This window comes from Virgibacillus sp. NKC19-16 (genome assembly GCF_021560035.1).
GTDB classification, from domain to species: Bacteria; Bacillota; Bacilli; order Bacillales; family Amphibacillaceae; genus Virgibacillus_L; species Virgibacillus_L salidurans.
The window spans coordinates 2411294-2429652 of sequence record NZ_CP074373.1; the positions used below are offsets into that span (position 1 = coordinate 2411294).

Here is an 18359-nt window from a genome sequence, read left to right on the forward strand (position 1 = left end):
ATCCCCGTAATTATAGAATAACTAACCCCCTATCACAGTTGTAATAAGGGGGAGTGGTCTTACACGCTATACTTCTCTTCCTCGATGATCTTCACAGCTATTTTCCTTTTTTTGGCAATCACATTTGTTGGTGTGTGACGTGTCAATTTTCTTAGTGAAGACAACATTGTGCGCAATGTATCGCCTTCTTCCACTGCGATTAACGTTTCTTTTGCATCTGCTTCGATACGGTTGAATGCTTCCTGTGCATATACTTGTGTATAAAGCAGTTTTTGTTCATTTTCCGCTTCACCTGACTTATTAATTGCTTTTTCTGTACGGAGAATGGCTGCTTCCATGTTGTAGACTTCTGCAACCATGTCGGCCAGATTCACTAAAATTTCCTGCTCATTTTCAATCTTCTGCATGTATTTCTGTGCGGCAAGACCAGCACCTAGCAGGACGATTTTCTTCGCGTTTTTCAATAGGTATTTCTCTTGGGCTAATGTTTCGTCGCCAACTTCCTCTGGCATCATCATCATTAATTCCTCTTGGAGTCCTTGTGCTTTTTGCAGTAATGGCAATTCACCCTTCATTGCTTTTTTCAGCAATGTTCCTGGAACGAGCAGGCGATTGATTTCATTTGTTCCTTCAAAAATTCGGTTGATTCGCGCATCACGATAGATCCGCTCAACCTCATATTCCTGCATGAATCCATAGCCACCGTGCAATTGGACCGCTTCATCTGCTGTATAATCCAGTAACTCTGTAGCCATATATTTATTCATAGAACATTCAATTTGATATTCAGCGATAGCACGCGCTACTTCACGTCCGTCTTTTAATTGTTCGTCTGTTAATGCTCCCATACGCTGTTCAAAGAGGCCAACCGTACGATAAACGGAGCTTTCATTAGCATATGTTTCCGATGCCATCGTTGCCAATTTCTCCTGTGTTAATGAAAAGCTCGAAATTGGTGTGTCAAACTGTTTACGCTGATTTACATATTTGGTTGCTAATTCCAGTGCGCGTTTGGACCCGCCAACACCACCGACCGCGAGCTTATAACGTCCCAGGTTTAGAATATTGAAAGCAATGATGTGACCGCGGCCTTTTTCACCTAACAGATTTTCCACAGGTACTTCCGCATCTTCCAATACGAGCGTTCGGGTTGATGAGCTCTTAATCCCCATTTTCTTCTCTTCTGGACCAGTAGATACCCCCGGGAATTCACGTTCAACAATAAACGCCGAGAAATGCTCTCCATCAATTTTTGCATAAACAATAAACACATCAGCGAATGCGGAATTTGTGATCCACTGTTTTTCCCCATTTAAAATATAATGAGTACCAGCTTCATTTAAGGTAGCTGTTGTCTTCGCACTCATCGCGTCAGAACCGGAGCTTGGTTCTGTTAGTGCATATGCAGCTAAAAGCTCACCTGTTGCAAGCTTCGGTAAATATTTTTCCTTTTGTGCATCATTACCGAAAAATACAATCGGAAGGGAACCGATCCCTACATGCCCCCCGTGCGTTACCGAGAACCCGCCACCGCGCGAAATTTTTTCTGTAATCAAGGATGAACTAATTTTATCTAGTCCCAGACCGCCATATTCTTCCGGAACATCAGCTCCAAGCAGTCCGAGTTCCCCTGCTTTTTTCAATAAATCTACGGAATGCTCGAATTCGTGGTTTTCGAGATTATCAATCTTTGGTACTACTTCCCCTAAAACAAAATCTTCCGTTGTCTTGGCAATCATTTTATGCTCTTCTGTGAAGTCCTCTGGTGTAATGACATCATCTGCAGTCAAATCTTCTACTAAAAATGCCCCGCCTTTGAAAATTCTTTCCTTTGTTTCACCCATGTAAATCTCCCTTTCCATTTTGGAATATTTATTAAAAAACATATGGAGTTACAACAGTTCGAACACCCCTGCGGCACCCATCCCGCCGCCAATACACATCGTAACAACACCATATTGCTCATTGCGGCGCTTCATTTCATGGATAAGACTTAACGTTAATTTTGTCCCTGTCATCCCAAGTGGATGGCCAAGCGCAATTGCCCCACCATTCACATTTACCTTGTTTGTATCCAGACCCAATGCTTCAATGACGCGTACAGATTGGGATGCAAATGCTTCATTTAATTCAAATAGGCCAACGTCTGACAGATCAATACCAGCTATTTTCAATGCTTTTGGTACAGCTTCAACAGGCCCTACTCCCATAATCTCCGGTTCCACACCAGCTACAGCAAACGAACGGAATTTGACGAGGGCTGTTAACCCTTCTGCTTCTGCCTTTTCACGGTCCATTACAAGAACCGATGCTGCTCCATCACTCATTTGCGAAGCGTTTCCGGCAGTAACGGATCCTTTGATGTTAAAAGCCGGGCGAAGTTTTGCGAGTACATCTGTGGTTGTACCAGGTCGTACCCCTTCATCAGTTGTAAATTGAAATGATTTTTCTTCAATTTTATTCTTCTCCCCGACAACACGGTTTGTTACTTCTACCGGGACTATTTCGTCATCAAATCTCCCTTCTTTAATGGCTTTTTCTGCACGCTCATGGCTTTGGACTGCAAACGCGTCCTGGTCTGCTCGTGAAATATTAAAACGATTCGCTACCTCTTCTGCGGTATGCCCCATTTCCATATAATATCCAGGCGCATCTTGAACCAATGTTGGATTCGGTTTAATAACATGACCGCCCATTGGAACGAGACTCATTGACTCTGCACCGCCTGCAATGATCGAATTACTGGCGCCAATCATGATTCGTTCCGCTGCAAAGGCGATACTTTGTAAGCCTGATGAACAGTAGCGGTTAATCGTAATTCCCGGTACATCGTTTCTTAGACCAGCGAGCCCTGCGATATTTCGGGCCATATTCATGCCCTGTTCTGCTTCCGGCATAGCGTTTCCAATAATCACATCATCAATATTCCCATCATAATTTCCTGCACGTTTCAGCGTTTCTTTAATTGTCAATGCTGCTAAATCGTCTGGTCGACTATTGTTGAGTGATCCTTTATTTGCTTTTCCTACAGGGGTTCTTGCACCTGCAACAATTACTGCTTCCTTCACATTTTCTCCCCCTATCATTTAGTTACGTAGTGGTTTTCCTTTTACAAGCATATGCTGCATTCTAGCCTGGGTCAGTGGTTCCTGGATTAAGCTCAGGAATGCTTCACGCTCTAAATCAAGCATGACCTGCTCATCAATGACGGTTCCTTCTTTAATGCGCCCGCCTGATAAAACATAAGCTAACTTTTCAGCAATTTTCACGTCATGATCAGATGCATATCCACCAAAACGCAATGATTTTGCCCCAAGAAGCATCGCCCCATAGCCTGCGTCGCCTACGACAGGGATCTTTTCACGCTTCGGCGCTTGATAGCCTGCTTTTGCCAATTCTAATACCTTTTCCTTTGCATCATGCAGCAGATGATCCGGATTTGTACTTATGCTATCCTGGTTGTTTAAAAATCCATTTTCACGCGCTTCAACAGCTGATGTTGAGACTTTTGCCATAGCTACCTTTTCAAATACATCATTCGCTACTTTCGTCAGGTCAAAATTTATACCTTCAGGCAGGTTGCGAAGTGCTTTTAAATAAAGTTCCTTCGTTCCACCGCCACCAGGGATTAACCCGACACCAAATTCAACCAGACCCATATATGTCTCCGGTGATGCTTGAATCGCTGCAGCCGACAGGGCTACTTCTGCTCCTCCCCCGACAGCCATATTAAACGGTGCTGCCACAACGGGTTTATCGGAATACTTAATGTTCATCCCCATGTTTTGAAATTGGCGGATAACCATATCCAATTCAAAGATGTTGTCATCCTGCGCTTCCATTAACATCATGGCAAGGTTTGCACCAACAGAGTAGTGTTTACCCTGATTTCCAATGACAAGCCCTTCGTAATTTTTATTCACTTCTTCAAGCGCGAAGTTTACCATTTGAATAATGTCGAGGCCGATCGCATTGCTTTTCGAATGAAATTCAAGTCCTAACACCCCGTCACCTAAATCTATTAAACTCGCACCGGTATTCTTTTTAATCACACCATTCACATCTTTGAGATTTTGAAGATGAATCTCTTTTTTATTAAATTGTTGCTCCTTATATTCGCCCTGTTCAAAGTAATAAACCTTGCCATTCTCCTGTTTATAAAAAGATTCATGGCCGTCTTCAAGCATCTTTTGTACCCATTCAGGAATACGCTCGCCTTCTTCCTGCATGCGTTCCACTGATTTCTTAAGACCAATAGCGTCCCATGTTTCAAACGGACCAATCTCCCAGCCGAATCCCCATTTCATTGCCTCATCTATGGAAACGATGTCTTCAGCGATATCACCTAATAGTTCTGCTGAATAGATTAGTACAGGCTTCAGTACCGACCATACAAGGTCTCCAGCCCTATCTCCCTTCGCGTTTACAAACGCTTTCAATTTACTGTGTAATCCTTTTTCCTGTTTTGCCATTTCCGTTGCAGCAGTATTTAATTTTTTGCGATCCTCGTATTCTAGTGTTTCCGGATTTAATTCATAGATTGTACTGCCATCTTTTCCTTTCTTTTTCAGGAAAAACCCTTGACCGCTTTTTGCGCCCAACCAGCCTTTTCCCTGCATCTGCTTCATAAAAGCAGGTACATCAAAGACCTCCTTTTCATCACCTTCCACTTGGTCATACACGTTTTTCGCTACATGGATGAACGTATCTAAACCGACGACATCCAAGGTTCGAAAGGTCGCACTTTTCGGCCGGCCTATCATCGGGCCTGTAACAGAATCAACTTCGCCAACGCTGTAACCGCCTTTTAGCATTTCTCTTACCGTGACAAGCAAACCATATGTTCCGATCCGATTTGCGATAAAATTTGGTGTGTCTTTTGCTTCAACGACACCTTTACCTAATACATTTTCACCAAATGTCTTCATAAATTCGAGCGCTTGTGGTTGCGTATTTTTCGTTGGAATAACTTCAAGCAATTTTAAATAACGTGGCGGATTGAAAAAGTGTGTTCCGAGAAAATGCTTCCTGAAATCCTCTGAACAATCTGCACTCATATCCTCGACGGAAATTCCTGATGTATTTGAACTTACAATTGTTCCTTTTTTGCGGTATTTTTCAACATTAGCAAACACCTTTTTCTTTACATCCAAGTTTTCTACAACTACTTCAATAATCCAGTCCACATCCGCAAGTTTTTCCATATCATCGTCCATATTACCAACCTCGATTAAATCAAGGCTTTTCTTTGAGGAAATGGGAGATGGCTTTTGTTTGGTAAGTGCTTTTTTACTTTGCGCCGCCATCCGGTTACGTACAGCAGCATCCTCGAGCGTTAATCCCTTTTGTTCCTCTTCTTTCGTTAGCTCCCGTGGTACAATATCAAGCATAATCGTTGGTATTCCTACATTAGCCAAGTGTGCAGCAATACCGGACCCCATCACGCCAGATCCAAGCACCGCAGCGCGCTTGATAGATTGCTTCATGTTTTGTCCTCCAATCTTTATTTTGAATGAATACTCATTCATTTTTCGGGTAAAAAGAAAAGATAGTCGCCTATCCGTCTATTCTCTAGTATAAGTTATAATCAGACATTTCGCAATAAAAATGTTCTTATTTTTTTGAAAGGGAGGGAGGAACAGGTTCTAGGACAAGTTCCTTGCCCCAGCTGACCTCTCTATAGAGGTAGCTTTTGAAGAAAATCGGATAATGAAATCGGCTATTTCGCCGATTTCCACCAATCTGACTTCCAGTATCTGATCCCTGCAAAGACGAGGGCAGCATTTTCTTATACTACTACATCATAGCCTTGACCTTCAACAGCGTCGCGCATATCTTGTATCGTAACCTGTGCATCATCATACGTTACATCTACTTTTCCAGTACCTATATTTACCTCTACACCGGTTACTCCATTTAATTCTTCCAATGCACCTTTCACTGCTGATTCACAGTGACCGCATGTCATTCCTACCACATCTAATGTTGTTTGCATGTATAATTTCCCCTTTCGTATTTTCACTAGATATTTTCTCTAATACTCTGTTTTTATTTCGATTACAATATTGGCAATCATGCATGTGTGGCATTATACCATCATAACCATCAGAACTTTTTGCCTTATAATTTACTTTATCCGTTTTTACCTCTGGTAAAACGTGTTGAAGCATGGGGAGGGTTTGATTGCTTCCTCAATTGCCAAAAAAATAGCAGCCTCTCTCTAGTACATGATTAAGCAAATTCTAGTCCATTCATGTACCAGAGAGTTGTACAAGCAGTACGTTCATTATCTCTATACACAATATACCCCCACGCCGTATAAAAGTCAATTATTTAATTTCCGTGTCCTTTTCACCCCTTTTTAAACATTCAATTCGATTATAGGAACAAACAGCATCTTTTTTCAAAATCGTAATCATTCCTATTTACAAATCGTAACCATTACGATATGATATGAAAAGCGCAAAATGAAATGAGGAATGATATGAACATGAAAATTATTTACGGTCTTATTATCTTACTTACAATAGGAATATTTACCATTGGGTGCACGCCAACCGACGGAGCATCTGATAATCAAGAAGGGCTTACGATATATACTTCCGTTTATCCGATTCAATATGCAGTTGATCGAATTGGAGGGGAAACCGTTACAGCGGAGTCGGTGTACCCACCTGGTGTAGATGCACACACCTATGAGCCTACTTCAAAAGACATGACGACCATTGCCGACAGCGATGCATTTATTTATCTAGGTGCAGGAATGGAAGGATTTGCGGAAACGGCAGCAGAGGCACTAGCTTCACAGGATGTTCGTTTAGTAGAAATAGGGGAACATGAAGAACTGTTTCATACTGATGAACCACAAGAACATAATCATGCCGATGAATCAGATAACGAATCACATGACGGCCACAATCACGGCGACCATGACCCGCATATATGGATTGATCCAGAGCGCATGGCGGATATGGCTGCTATTATTCGAGATGAATTAATCAATTTAAATCCTGATGAGGAAGAACAATACAACACGAATTTTAACGCATTAGAAGAAGATTTAATGGCACTTGATGAAAAATATACCGAAACATTACAAGCGAAGGACAATAAGAAAATACTAGTCTCTCATGCAGCATACGGGTATTGGGAGGAACGATACGGAATAGAACAGATTGCAATCAATGGATTATCATCAAGCAGTGAACCCTCACAAAAAGAATTAACACAAATCATCGATCAAGCCGAAGAGCATAACCTGGATTATATTATTTTTGAACAAAATAGCTCCAATCGTGTTTCAGAGATTATCCAAGAACAAATCGGTGCTGAAAGCTTAACCATTCATAACTTATCCGTTTTAACAGAAACGGATATCGAAAATAATGAAGACTATCTCTCCTTAATGGAGAAGAATTTAGAAACGCTTGATAAAGCAACTAGTAAATGAAAGGAGTGAGAACATGACAGAACCAGTTGTTTCCATGAAAAATATAAGTTATGCCTACGAACAAACGAACGTATTACATCATGTTAATTTTGAAATCCCGCGCGGTGCCTTTATGGGATTATTAGGCCCTAACGGGGGTGGGAAAACAACCTTAATCAAACTCATTCTTGGGCTTATGAAACCAGACACCGGATCAATCCAACTTCTTGATCAGCCAATAGAAAAATTCAAGGAATGGGATAAATTCGGATTTGTTTCCCAAAAGGCAAATTCCTTTAATAAAGGATTCCCTGCCACCGTATATGAAGTAGTCTCCATGGGACTTACAGCAAAGGTAGGATACTTGAGGTTTTTCAAAAAAGAACATAAAGAAAAAATCCTCCGAGCCATTGACCAGGTAGGCATGCTTGAATACGCTTATGAAAATGTTGGAAACTTATCAGGGGGACAGCAACAACGTGTGTTTATTGCCCGTTCGTTAGTAAATGAACCGGAGCTTTTAATATTGGATGAGCCGACAGTAGGTGTTGACAATGAAAACGTCCGCCGTTTTTACGACTTGCTGCATCAGATAAATGAAGAACGGAATATCACGCTACTACTCGTAACGCATGACACGAGCACCATGACAGAGCATGCAACAGATATAGTCTGTCTAAATAAAACACTGCATTTCCATGGAAATCCGGACGAATATACTTCACTGTCTGAAAAGGATTTATCCGGATTTTATGGTCATCCCGTAAATATTGTCACACACGCAAATTAGTTGGAGGAACGCTTATGCTAGCAGATTTTTTTGAATATGATTTTTTACGATATACATTTTTAACAGGCATATTAATCGGGATTATTGCGCCGCTACTTGGTACATTTATCGTTGTACGGCGCTTGTCACTCATCGCGGATGCCCTGTCACATGTCACATTGGCAGGGATTGCATTTGGATTAATGCTGGACAAATTCGCAATCACATTTCTGACCCCATTTTACAGTGGGATGATTTTTTCCGTCATCGGTTCTATTATGATAGAGAAACTGCGGAGTGTGTACAAGGCCTTCCAGGAGCTGGCGATTCCCATTATTTTATCCAGTGGTGTTGGTTTAAGTGTCATTTTCATTTCCATTGCAGATGGATTTAATACGGAATTATTCAATTATCTCTTTGGATCTGTTTCAGCCGTCAGCCAGAATGATTTCTTTACGATACTAGGTATTTCTATCTTTATCATCCTTGTTGTTATCCTATTTTATAAGGAACTTTTTACCCTATCCTTTGATGAAGAACATGCGACGATATCCGGAATCCATGCAAAACGCATTCATCTGCTTTTTATCGTTTTAACCGCATTGGTTATCGCAGCTTCGATTCGTATCGTTGGTGTGCTGCTCGTATCTGCATTAATGACATTACCTGTTGCTGCGAGTATGCGCCTGGCCAAAGGATTCAAGCAGATGATGTTCTTATCTATTGTATTTGGTGAACTCGCTGTTATTATAGGATTAATATCCGGCTATTATTTAAGTATCCCACCAGGTGGTACGATTGTTATGGTATCTATTATTATTTTATTACTATCCATTGGCGTAAAACGATTGAACTTTAAGAAAGGCAGGGAAGCTGAATGAATGTAAATGAAGCAGTCGATCTTTTAAAAGAAAAGGGTTATAAAACAACAGGAAAACGAAAAGACATTTTAGCCTACTTTGAAGAAGTAAATGGTTATCGTACGGCTAAGGATTTAATTCAGCATATGGAATCCAGGTATGAAGGGATTAGTTTCGACACCGTTTATCGAAATCTCCATTTATATGATGAAATAGGTATATTGGAAACAACCGAATTAAATGGTGAAAAACAATTTCGGTTGAATTGTACCGAACATCACCATCATCATTTTATTTGTAATGATTGTGGAAAAACAAAAGAAATCGAAGTTTGTCCCATGGATGAAATAGAAAATTCACTTGCTAATTATGCGATTGAAGGGCATAAATTTGAAATCTATGGCCTGTGCCCCATTTGCCAAACACAGTAAAAGAGCTTGAGAGATGCTATCCCAAGCTCTTTTTTCTATCTTATCCAAATACTTCTTGAAGTACCTTGGATTCTTCATGATCCAGCATATTCTTCTGGATCACGTTATTAACAGGTTTATTCATCTGTTCTTTCAATTCATTAGCAGGGTCCGATTCACCTATGACATAAATCTTCTCCCAGCTTCTGTCCTTTGCCTGCTTATCCAATTTCGGTGCGATTTTCTTATACCAGCGCTGCTGATTCGCTTCAACTCTGTCTTCAAATTTTTCCGTATGTTGGTTGGTTGACCCGGATCCCGTATCTGTAGTCGTTTTTTCGCGCCAATCATTTATATTAAGATCCAACTCATAGGAATAGGTTTCTTCTATTTCATTTAAATAGACATCAATGACTTTGATCTCATTTTGTTGGACGAGTATGATTCCTGACTTCGGATATTCGGCACTTAGTTGCTTCAATTGATCTAATTGAGGTGTTTCCTGCCAATAAAATGCTGTCTCCAACGGCATTTGTACACGGTTCGCAAACCATACTTCCCCGTCCGCAGTAGCAAATAATACAATTCCTTTTAAAAAGTTCTGCTCATTGCCTACAACGAATCTTTCCACCTTTTCTTTAACCGCTTGAAAATTCTTTTGTTCTTCCTTATCATCGTCTTCCTTTAGATATTGTTCAAAATTGCGCAGTCCGTTTTTTAAATGAATTTTCCATTCTCCAGCCTGTTGCTCTGGATCAGATGGATCTGTGTTTAAGTACATCGTAAATACTTTATTTGAATTATCGGTTCTTACATTCTCTAATTTTTGAATTTCTTTGTTTAAGTCCATAGACGGTCGTACTCCTTCGTTAAAGAATTATTCCTTCGCTAATTATTATATATCCCTTTCAACAATGGTTTAAACATATGATTGCTTTAGGTCTCGCTAGCATCATACTCAAACAGCTTCCTTTTCATTTTTTTGCTGTTCGTTGGTTTTACTATTTCCATTCATTTTTTCCCGTAAACGATCATACGCTTTAAAGGAAGGGCTTGGACAAGGTGGTTGGCTTGTGATTAAAAAAATTGTTGCCATAATTACAGGAAGTTTCTTTATTGCAGTTGGCATTAATTATTTTGTTATCCCGCATCATTTACTGGATGGTGGAATCATTGGGCTGGGATTAATCGGAAAATATGCATTTAGTCTGCAACCCGGGTTGACGATTATTCTGCTTAGTATCCCTTTATACATGATTGCCTTTTTTTACAATCGGAGGTACTTTTACAACGGCATACATGGACTTTTAATATCCTCTTTCTTTATTGACTTATTACGGCCACTATCATTGTTCGAAGAGATGCCAATGCTGATTAGTTCATTAACTGGAGGACTCCTTATCGGAACAGGGGTTGGTCTGATGCTGTTAACAGAAACAAGTACAGGCGGATTAGACCTGTTGGCATTAATACTTTCAAAAATAACAGCTATTAACGTCGGCGTTTTTATTTTCATTATTGATGGTATCGTTTTATTGTTTGGTTGGATTGTCATTTCGGAAGTGACCATTATTTACTCGAGTTTGATGGTTTTTATGGTTGGGTTGACGACTTCAACGATTACAAGGGCGGGGACGGTTTAATGAAAGCAGCTAATAGAAGAATTTTTATCTTCTATATAATATTTAGGAACCTCGCATCCTCCAGGACTTAATAGCGGATGGCTTAGTTGTACTTATGCAGTAAGAAAGTAGTTATATTTTCTTATCTACTTATGAAAAAAACCTACTCTTCAAATCTAAAAGAGTAGGTTTTATAGATTTACTATTAATTTACACGGCGTACATGGCCGTTAAATTTGTCATTCCAATACCCACTAGTCATATCAGCCACTGCTAGGCCTGTGGAATTTTGTGCTCCAATAAATTGACCGCCACCTAAGTAGATGCCTACATGACTATTTGATCCAGCTGTGTTAAAGAATACCAGATCACCAGGTTGTGCATTACTGTATGAGACTTGAGAACCTGTACCTGCTAGCGCGCCTGTGGTGGATGGAATTGAATATCCTCCTTGTGCGAACGCCCATGATACAAATCCGGAGCAATCAAATCCGCTTGGTGTTTTACCACCCCAAGTATAAGGTACACCAAGATGTTCAAACCCAGCATTTATTACTGTGCTCAAGCCTCCACTACCATTCGTCGGTGTTGTTTCTGTTGAATTACTGCTGCTAGTATTATTGTTACTACTGTTATCACTGTTGCTACTGCTAGTATTATTGTTGCTGCTACTTTCTTCATTACTTACCGTTGTAACAATATCATCTGATTCTTCATCAGTTGATTCAGATACTTGGGCAACATTTTGTGAAGATGATGGTTCTGGTTGATTAGCATCAGCAATGTTCTCACTGACTTCATCTTCAAGTGTTGCTAATTCACTATCTTCCATCTCTAGCTCTTCTTTTAGTGCTTCTAAATCATTTTGTCTCGTTAGTAATTCTTCTTTAGATTCTTCATTTTGTTGTTTCTGGTCTTCAATTAATACAATCATTTCATCAAGTTCTGCCTTCTTATCCTCTAACTCTTCCAGCTTATCTAATACTTCCTCTTGTTTCGCTTCTACTTCCTGCTTATCATTTTCTTGCTGTTCTACAAGAGCTGCATCAGAGTCTGTAATTTTATTTACTGCTGAGACGCGGTTAACGAAGTCACCAAAGCTTTTGGAACCAAATATTACTTCCAAATAATTTACTTCCCCGCCATTTTTTTGGTAAGAAACAAGTCTGTCTTTTAAAATATCATAGCGTTTTTCAATTTTTTCTTCTAATTTACGAATCTCTTTTTCCAATGAATCTACTTTTTCTTCATTTTTTGCGATATCTTCTTCTGCTTCATCCATTTTGCCTTGGTTGTGTTCCAATGCGTCATCAACCAGTTCTATTTCCTCATTCAATTCTTCCAAGTCGAATAGCACATCAGCAATTTCAGCTTCCGCATCTGACAGATTTGCTTTTAGGTCTGAGCGATCACTTTCGATTTGCGATTGTTGGTTCTCTAATTCATCCAAGGGGTCCGCATGAGCTGAGGCACCCAAAAATGCACTTATACCAACCGTGGCTACTGTTGTAGCTGCTACTAATGTTTTTTTCAATTTTCTACCCCGCTTCCCTTACCACAACTGCAAACCACGTTTTTATGTATATTCATGTATGATTATTTCATCTTTTTTAGGTATTATACAGAAATGTGGTGATTATTTATTTTCTATGTAATCGTTTTGATTAGGTAATTCGTAGTATACCAGAGGAAAATGACAACCGTGTTATAGAGAGATTACAATTATATTTCAAAATCGACATAAATTGTAACTTTATTTAATTAACGCGAAAAATAAGATGTGAATGAAAACAACCCCGAAAGCACAGTTAAAGTGACTTCGGGGTTGTTTAATGGCATGAAGGATTGTCATTATCTAATTGGTAAACTGTTCTTTTTCCGTAGATCCTGTCAGTGCGCCTGTCGAAGAGGATCCACTTGAAATCACTTGTGCCACTTCGTCAAAATACCCTGTTCCAACTTCACGTTGGTGACGTGTCGCACTATAGCCATATCTCTCATTGGAAAATTCAGCTTGCTGTAACTGGGAATATGCAGCCATTCCCTTGTCTTTGTATTTTCTGGCCAGATCGAACATACTATGATTCAATGCGTGGAAACCAGCTAATGTGACAAATTGAAATTTATAGCCTATTCTACCTAATTCATCTTGGAAACTAGCAATCTCCTCCTCTGATAGTTTTCGTTTCCAATTAAATGATGGGGAACAATTATAGGCCAATAATTTATTCGGATATTTCTCATGTATTGCCTCAGCAAACCGTTTTGCTTCTTCCAAATTCGGCTCAGACGTCTCACACCAGATCAGATCCGCATAAGGAGCGTATGCCAATCCCCGGGCAATTGCCTGCCCAATGCCAGCTTTCGTTTTGAAGAAACCTTCTGACGTCCGTTCTCCTGTTATAAAATCAGCATCATAGGAATCTACATCACTTGTAATCATATCAGCTGCATTTGCATCCGTTCTGGCAATAATGACAGTCGGTGTTCCCATTACGTCGGCCGCAAACCTGGCTGCTATAAGGTTTTTTACGGCTGTCTGTGTAGGCAACAATACTTTTCCTCCTAAATGCCCACATTTTTTCTCTGAAGACAGTTGATCTTCGAAATGCACAGCAGACGCTCCAGCTTCTATCATTGCTTTCATTAACTCGAAAACATTCAATTGACCTCCAAACCCAGCCTCGGCATCAGCAACAATCGGAGCAAACCAATCAATGGATTCATCCCCCTCCGAATAATGAATTTGATCCGCTCGCTGCAATGCTTGATTAATTCGCTTTACAACATTCGGCACACTATTTACAGGATATAGGCTTTGATCCGGATACATTTCCCCAGCCATATTTGCATCTGCCGCCACTTGCCAGCCGCTCAAATAGATTGCTTTTAATCCAGCTTTCACCTGTTGTACCGCCTGGTTCCCGGTAAGAGCTCCTAGTGCATTCACATAACCCTCCTGATGAATAAGATTCCATAATTTTTTAGCACCTCTATTGGCAAGTGTATGTTCAATATCAAGTGAGCCGCGCAAACGAATCACATCCTCTGCCGTATAGGGACGCTCAATACCTACCCAGCGAAAATCATTTTCCCAATCATTATTCAACATTTCTGTACGTCTATTCATTCGTCATTTCCCCCTTTTAATAGCTTTCCATAAGCCGGTAATGTTAGAAATTCCAGTGCATCAGGAGTGAATATTTGCGTAAACTTCTCCTGATCATTGATTTGTACATTTGTTTTCTTCACTAACATATAACCACTCCTTTGTTATAATACATACAGTTATTGTTATATAACAACTTATACAAAAAAATTAATCCTCCTTTTTGGATAGACAGTATTCACATTCAAGCATATAGCTTTGTGGGTCAACATTTTTCCCACCACATTCCGGGCACACAGCAAGTCTTTTCGTTTTTTTCATTTCTTCCCCTCCCTTATGTTATGTAACAGTATGAAAATATCTTTTGTTGTTATAAAACAGTCTATTCGAATTATAGAAAAATTGCAACCCCTTTTTTAAAAAATATATAAAAATGTTATGCTAGTGATTATGTATTAGACGGTTAGAGGTGATCAGAGACTTGAGAAGATTTCATTTTTTTGGTAGCCGTGTTGTAAAAACGGGTGTGTCCATTTTTCTTACGGCATGGATTTGTGAATTATTAGGATGGCCACCGGTATTTGCGGTTATTACAGCAATTGTTACCATAGAACCTACTGTATCGGATTCCATAAAAAAAGGGATTGTTCGTTTTCCTGCGTCGGCTATTGGGTCAGCATATGCCGTATTATTTATCGCTTTATTTGGCAACTCACCACTCACGTATACGCTTGCTGCCGTTTTTACAATCGCTACATGTTTCAGGTTGAAATTGCATGCCGGATTGCTTGTTGCAACACTCACAGCTGTTGCCATGGTCGAGGTTATTCATAGCAATTATTTAATTTCATTTTTTATTCGCCTAGGTACAACAACGGTTGGATTAGCGGTTTCCACAGTGGTAAATATGTTTGTATTACCACCGGATTACACAGAAGACATTATGAAAAATATTCGAGCCATGAGTAAGCGAACAGGAAAAATCGTTGACATTGTTTTCCGGGATATCCTGGAAGATAAACATGATCAGGACACCCTTGAGAAAAATATGGTGGATCAACTTGAAACAAAGATAATGCAAACCGAAACCTTAATTCGTTTTCAAAAAGAAGAATCAAAATACCATCCGCTTGTAGGAAGCGAAAAACATCAATTTGATCATGCACAGAATCAGATGGCGCAACTGCGTTTAATCCATTACCATGTCGATAATTTAATCAACACCCCATTAAAAATGAACAACTGGTCAAAAGAGGAAAAAGATATTATATTACATGCTGTTACGGAGCTTGCTAAAGCATTGGAAAACGAATCGTACTATAATCCAGCCAAACACCAACATGAGTTACGACAACTAACGGAAATTTTTTGGGAGGATAATGAAGAAATTACAAGGAGTAGTAAACAGCATCCAACGAATTTCCCGCCGGAGTTGATTATACTGTATGAGTTACTGTCGATTTATAACCTTGTTACTAAATTTTATAAAGAGCAAAATAAATAAAGCCACATGTCAGGTGGCTTTATTTGTGTGTTCTATGATCGGGTTGAATTTTTTGCTTTGGGGTTTATTTCCACGCTCTCCAGTTGATACTCTCCCTGTGTGGTTGCTTCTTAAGCTATCCAACCAAATCACTTAATTAATTCATGCTTAAACGCATAAATCACAGCTTGTGTCCGGTCCTGGACTTCCAATTTTCCTAAAATATTGCTTACATGTACTTTCACAGTTTTTAATGCGATAAATAATTCATCCGCTATATCCTGATTTGATTTCCCCTGTGCTACTAATAGTAAAATTTCCATTTCACGATCTGTCAATTGATCATGTAGATTTTCAGCAGGTTTTTCCCGCATACGATTCATGATTTTCCCTGTAACTTCAGGTTCCAGAATTGATTGCCCTTCATACGTTGCACGTACTGCTTTAGCAATTTCGCTTGCTTTTGACGTTTTTAGCATATAACTCGTTGCTCCAGCTTCAAGTGCCGGATAAACTTTTTCATCATCAAGAAAACTTGTAACAATAATAATTTTCGCTTCCGGCCACTGTGCAATAATTTGGCTTGTTGCTTCAATCCCATCCATTTCTTTCATAACAAGATCCATCAAAATAATATCCGGTTTTAATTCCAATGCCTTCTCAACAGCAGGCCCACCATCATCCGCTTCAGCAACGACTTCCATATCGGGTTGAGCAGAAAGGTATGATGAAACACCAATTCGAACCATTTCATGATCATCGGCAAATAAAATTTTAATCATTATGCTCACCCTCTTTTCGTAGGTTTGGAACTTTTACCTCTAACTGTGTACCTTCATTGGGCACACTGATAATTTTAAAGTTACCTCCAACCTCATAAGCACGTTCACGCATATTTTGCAGACCATAAGAACCTGTTCTTATATTTTCCATATCAAAGCCCTTTCCGTTATCAACTGTTCGTAAAATCACTGTTTCATCTCGTTCAATTAATATTACATGAAATGTGGCAGCTTCTGCATGTCGAAGTGTATTCGACATAGACTCCTGCAGGATGCGAAAAAGCTGATCCTCCACACCTTTATCGGCGGTGAACTCCTCAACCTTCCAATCAATCTCCATCGGTACTTTTTGTGTCATCTCAACCAGTAGTTCCTCGACACCTTTTTGCAGGGATTTCCCTTTTAATGCTACTGGACGAAGATGAAGTAATAATGCACGCATTTCGAGTTGGGATTGATGAATCATATTTTCCACCATTTGCATCTGTTTTTTAATCGATTCGTGTTCCGGCGGATTCGATTCATTAATGGCCGACATCATCATTGATGCGGCAAACAGTTGTTGACTCACCGAATCATGCAGTTCCCTTGCCAATCGGTTTCTTTCCTGGACTACAATTTCCTGAAGGCTTTGTTCTCGTTCATTGGCCCTTTCTGTAGCAAGCCGTTGTGAATACTCTGCCTGGTTTCTGAGCTTCTCTTGGAGTTGCTCCATTCGCTGCTCTATACTGTCTAGTTCTTTGTAGACCGCCTCATCAGTTGTAAACTTTTGTCCTTTTACCATTTCATCAAGCCTACGATCAATCTGATGAAGCCGTTGTTTCCAGTACCATCCTGTTGATAGACCAAGTATAGTACCTGCTGTGATTGATGTCCCTATCACCAATACCAGAAATGATACATTGCCAATTTCCTGTTTGAAAATAAGTGACCAATCGTCTAAAGGAAAAGCCAGCAATGTTAAACCAACTAATATAACTGCAATGAACAAACTAAACAGTATTGCGGTGAAAACATGACGTATAATTGTACTCATATTCGTTTCACCTCAATATCTCCGGAAAATAGAGAGGTAATGATTTTTACACGAGGATATGAGTTGTCATAGTTTGGGGTTTGATATAAAAGCGATTTATTCATTAATTTCCAATGATGTTTTCCAAAAATATGTGCCCTGCCGAAAACAGAGCTGTGATGAATACTCACTTCCACCTCGTAGGGAACAGAAATTTCAATATTTCCCATTAGGTGTCGTATGGAAATGACTGCTGTATCATTAGGCAGAACCGTGTTGCTTAGATCAATCACGCGATCCCCAAATGCTCCATGAATATTTACATCCCGCCATTGGTATGCAGCATCCTCCGTTTCCTGGTCATCAAACAGTTTATGATCAAATAACGGTTTCATCTCTATGACAGGATCCATCATTACTTCATCTGTACCAGGAAGAATCGGATTGAAGCGTTCTGCTTCTTTTTTGGACTTTGAATAATTAAGTATAAATAAAACAATTGCTGCAATTATCAAGAATCGAACCGCCAGCAAATTCAATACAGCAAATACCAGACCAACTAATGAAATCCAAAATAAAATTTTACCCCATAATTGGTCGAATTTTTTCCAGCCGATATACATAAAAAAACCGGAGAATAATGCCGGGATGATGGTGCCTCCAAAAAAGAAGGCTATTTCGAAAATAAAGAGGATCACTCCAATGATCAGAATCCAGTTGTACGTATCTGTTGTCAGCCTTTTGAACATGAGAGTGACCCCCTTCTTTATTATGTAAAACAGGCGCAGCGGACTGCACCTGTTTCAGTATATCACTTTTTCTTTAAATGCGTGTTCAAAAGGAGGATAAAAAGGACCGAGAAGTTCGAGGCGGCGTGGCT

General features: G+C 39.7%; 18 protein-coding genes. 6 read left to right on the forward strand and 12 right to left on the reverse strand.

Annotated features, from left to right (window positions below; genetic code table 11):
* Nucleotides 1-59: 59 nt before the first annotated feature.
* The 4 genes from KFZ58_RS12435 to copZ all read right to left on the reverse strand — a co-directional run bounded on the left by KFZ58_RS12435 (nucleotide 60) and on the right by copZ (nucleotide 5995).
* Nucleotides 60-1844, reverse strand: a complete 1785-nt coding sequence (locus KFZ58_RS12435; RefSeq protein WP_235791620.1) for an acyl-CoA dehydrogenase FadE — start codon at nucleotides 1842-1844, stop codon at nucleotides 60-62.
* 48 nt (nucleotides 1845-1892) lie between these two features.
* On the reverse strand, nucleotides 1893-3068 hold the full coding sequence (locus KFZ58_RS12440; protein WP_235791621.1) for an acetyl-CoA C-acetyltransferase: 1176 nt from the start codon (nucleotides 3066-3068) through the stop codon (nucleotides 1893-1895).
* Nucleotides 3069-3086: 18 nt separating this feature from the next.
* Nucleotides 3087-5486 (reverse strand): 3-hydroxyacyl-CoA dehydrogenase/enoyl-CoA hydratase family protein, encoded by a 2400-nt coding sequence (locus KFZ58_RS12445; protein WP_235791622.1) that lies wholly within the window; start codon nucleotides 5484-5486, stop codon nucleotides 3087-3089.
* Between the two features lie 302 nt (nucleotides 5487-5788).
* Nucleotides 5789-5995: a copper chaperone CopZ gene (copZ, locus tag KFZ58_RS12450; protein WP_235791623.1), complete on the reverse strand. Its 207-nt coding sequence runs from the start codon at nucleotides 5993-5995 to the stop codon at nucleotides 5789-5791.
* A gap of 489 nt (nucleotides 5996-6484) precedes the next feature.
* Between copZ and KFZ58_RS12455 the strand changes: the two genes are divergently transcribed.
* From KFZ58_RS12455 to KFZ58_RS12470, 4 genes are read left to right on the forward strand one after another with little or no spacing between them, the layout of a single operon-like run.
* A complete protein-coding gene (locus KFZ58_RS12455; protein WP_370642273.1) occupies nucleotides 6485-7450 on the forward strand; it encodes a metal ABC transporter solute-binding protein, Zn/Mn family in 966 nt (321 codons plus the stop codon).
* Nucleotides 7451-7463: 13 nt separating this feature from the next.
* Nucleotides 7464-8219, forward strand: coding sequence for a metal ABC transporter ATP-binding protein (locus tag KFZ58_RS12460; RefSeq protein ID WP_235791624.1), 756 nt, complete (start codon nucleotides 7464-7466; stop codon nucleotides 8217-8219).
* 14 nt (nucleotides 8220-8233) lie between these two features.
* Complete coding sequence (locus tag KFZ58_RS12465) at nucleotides 8234-9079, forward strand: metal ABC transporter permease (protein WP_235791625.1); 846 nt, start codon at nucleotides 8234-8236, stop codon at nucleotides 9077-9079.
* Nucleotides 9076-9489, forward strand: coding sequence for a Fur family transcriptional regulator (locus tag KFZ58_RS12470; RefSeq protein WP_235791626.1), 414 nt, complete (start codon nucleotides 9076-9078; stop codon nucleotides 9487-9489). The genes KFZ58_RS12465 and KFZ58_RS12470 overlap by 4 nt, the downstream gene beginning before the upstream one ends.
* 40 nt (nucleotides 9490-9529) lie before the next feature.
* On the opposite strand, the gene KFZ58_RS12475 is transcribed toward KFZ58_RS12470, so the two are convergent.
* Nucleotides 9530-10318, reverse strand: a complete 789-nt coding sequence (locus KFZ58_RS12475) for a VLRF1 family aeRF1-type release factor (protein ID WP_235791627.1) — start codon at nucleotides 10316-10318, stop codon at nucleotides 9530-9532.
* A gap of 223 nt (nucleotides 10319-10541) precedes the next feature.
* Between KFZ58_RS12475 and KFZ58_RS12480 the strand changes: the two genes are divergently transcribed.
* On the forward strand, nucleotides 10542-11111 hold the full coding sequence (locus KFZ58_RS12480; RefSeq protein ID WP_235791628.1) for a YitT family protein: 570 nt from the start codon (nucleotides 10542-10544) through the stop codon (nucleotides 11109-11111).
* Nucleotides 11112-11295: 184 nt separating this feature from the next.
* Here KFZ58_RS12480 and KFZ58_RS12485 read toward each other — a convergent pair whose 3' ends face one another.
* From KFZ58_RS12485 to KFZ58_RS12495, 4 genes are all read right to left on the reverse strand, one after another.
* A complete protein-coding gene (locus KFZ58_RS12485) occupies nucleotides 11296-12624 on the reverse strand; it encodes a C40 family peptidase (protein WP_235791629.1) in 1329 nt (442 codons plus the stop codon).
* Nucleotides 12625-12945: 321 nt separating this feature from the next.
* Complete coding sequence (gene aceA, locus KFZ58_RS12490; RefSeq protein WP_235791630.1) at nucleotides 12946-14220, reverse strand: isocitrate lyase; 1275 nt, start codon at nucleotides 14218-14220, stop codon at nucleotides 12946-12948.
* On the reverse strand, nucleotides 14217-14348 hold the full coding sequence (locus tag KFZ58_RS19190; protein WP_255694825.1) for a hypothetical protein: 132 nt from the start codon (nucleotides 14346-14348) through the stop codon (nucleotides 14217-14219). Before KFZ58_RS19190 ends, aceA begins: the two co-directional genes overlap by 4 nt.
* A 61-nt stretch (nucleotides 14349-14409) precedes the next feature.
* A complete protein-coding gene (locus tag KFZ58_RS12495; RefSeq protein WP_235791631.1) occupies nucleotides 14410-14520 on the reverse strand; it encodes a YhfH family protein in 111 nt (36 codons plus the stop codon).
* A gap of 160 nt (nucleotides 14521-14680) precedes the next feature.
* Here KFZ58_RS12495 and KFZ58_RS12500 point away from each other — a divergent pair, with 160 nt between their 5' ends.
* Nucleotides 14681-15703: an aromatic acid exporter family protein gene (locus KFZ58_RS12500; RefSeq protein ID WP_235791632.1), complete on the forward strand. Its 1023-nt coding sequence runs from the start codon at nucleotides 14681-14683 to the stop codon at nucleotides 15701-15703.
* A 128-nt stretch (nucleotides 15704-15831) separates the two neighbouring features.
* On the opposite strand, the gene KFZ58_RS12505 is transcribed toward KFZ58_RS12500, so the two are convergent.
* Genes KFZ58_RS12505 through liaF form a run of 3 tightly spaced genes read right to left on the reverse strand, consistent with a single transcriptional unit; the run spans nucleotide 15832 to nucleotide 18228 of the window.
* Nucleotides 15832-16464, reverse strand: a complete 633-nt coding sequence (locus tag KFZ58_RS12505; RefSeq protein ID WP_235791633.1) for a response regulator — start codon at nucleotides 16462-16464, stop codon at nucleotides 15832-15834.
* Nucleotides 16457-17500: a sensor histidine kinase gene (locus tag KFZ58_RS12510; RefSeq protein WP_235791634.1), complete on the reverse strand. Its 1044-nt coding sequence runs from the start codon at nucleotides 17498-17500 to the stop codon at nucleotides 16457-16459. Before KFZ58_RS12510 ends, KFZ58_RS12505 begins: the two co-directional genes overlap by 8 nt.
* Nucleotides 17497-18228: a cell wall-active antibiotics response protein LiaF gene (liaF, locus tag KFZ58_RS12515; protein WP_235791635.1), complete on the reverse strand. Its 732-nt coding sequence runs from the start codon at nucleotides 18226-18228 to the stop codon at nucleotides 17497-17499. The genes KFZ58_RS12510 and liaF overlap by 4 nt, the downstream gene beginning before the upstream one ends.
* Nucleotides 18229-18359 lie beyond the last annotated feature (131 nt).

Coding starts and splice junctions, on each gene's coding strand:
- KFZ58_RS12465 (WP_235791625.1), top strand. CDS start 8,234: ATGCTAGCAGATTTTTTTGAATATGATTTTTTACGATATACATTTTTA.
- KFZ58_RS12510 (WP_235791634.1), bottom strand. CDS start 17,500: ATGAGTACAATTATACGTCATGTTTTCACCGCAATACTGTTTAGTTTG.
- KFZ58_RS12495 (WP_235791631.1), bottom strand. CDS start 14,520: ATGAAAAAAACGAAAAGACTTGCTGTGTGCCCGGAATGTGGTGGGAAA.
- KFZ58_RS12445 (WP_235791622.1), bottom strand. CDS start 5,486: ATGAAGCAATCTATCAAGCGCGCTGCGGTGCTTGGATCTGGCGTGATG.
- KFZ58_RS19190 (WP_255694825.1), bottom strand. CDS start 14,348: ATGTTAGTGAAGAAAACAAATGTACAAATCAATGATCAGGAGAAGTTT.
- copZ (WP_235791623.1), bottom strand. CDS start 5,995: ATGCAAACAACATTAGATGTGGTAGGAATGACATGCGGTCACTGTGAA.
- liaF (WP_235791635.1), bottom strand. CDS start 18,228: ATGTTCAAAAGGCTGACAACAGATACGTACAACTGGATTCTGATCATT.
- KFZ58_RS12475 (WP_235791627.1), bottom strand. CDS start 10,318: ATGGACTTAAACAAAGAAATTCAAAAATTAGAGAATGTAAGAACCGAT.
- aceA (WP_235791630.1), bottom strand. CDS start 14,220: ATGAATAGACGTACAGAAATGTTGAATAATGATTGGGAAAATGATTTT.
- KFZ58_RS12505 (WP_235791633.1), bottom strand. CDS start 16,464: ATGATTAAAATTTTATTTGCCGATGATCATGAAATGGTTCGAATTGGT.
- KFZ58_RS12460 (WP_235791624.1), top strand. CDS start 7,464: ATGACAGAACCAGTTGTTTCCATGAAAAATATAAGTTATGCCTACGAA.
- KFZ58_RS12435 (WP_235791620.1), bottom strand. CDS start 1,844: ATGGGTGAAACAAAGGAAAGAATTTTCAAAGGCGGGGCATTTTTAGTA.
- KFZ58_RS12455 (WP_370642273.1), top strand. CDS start 6,485: ATGAACATGAAAATTATTTACGGTCTTATTATCTTACTTACAATAGGA.
- KFZ58_RS12470 (WP_235791626.1), top strand. CDS start 9,076: ATGAATGTAAATGAAGCAGTCGATCTTTTAAAAGAAAAGGGTTATAAA.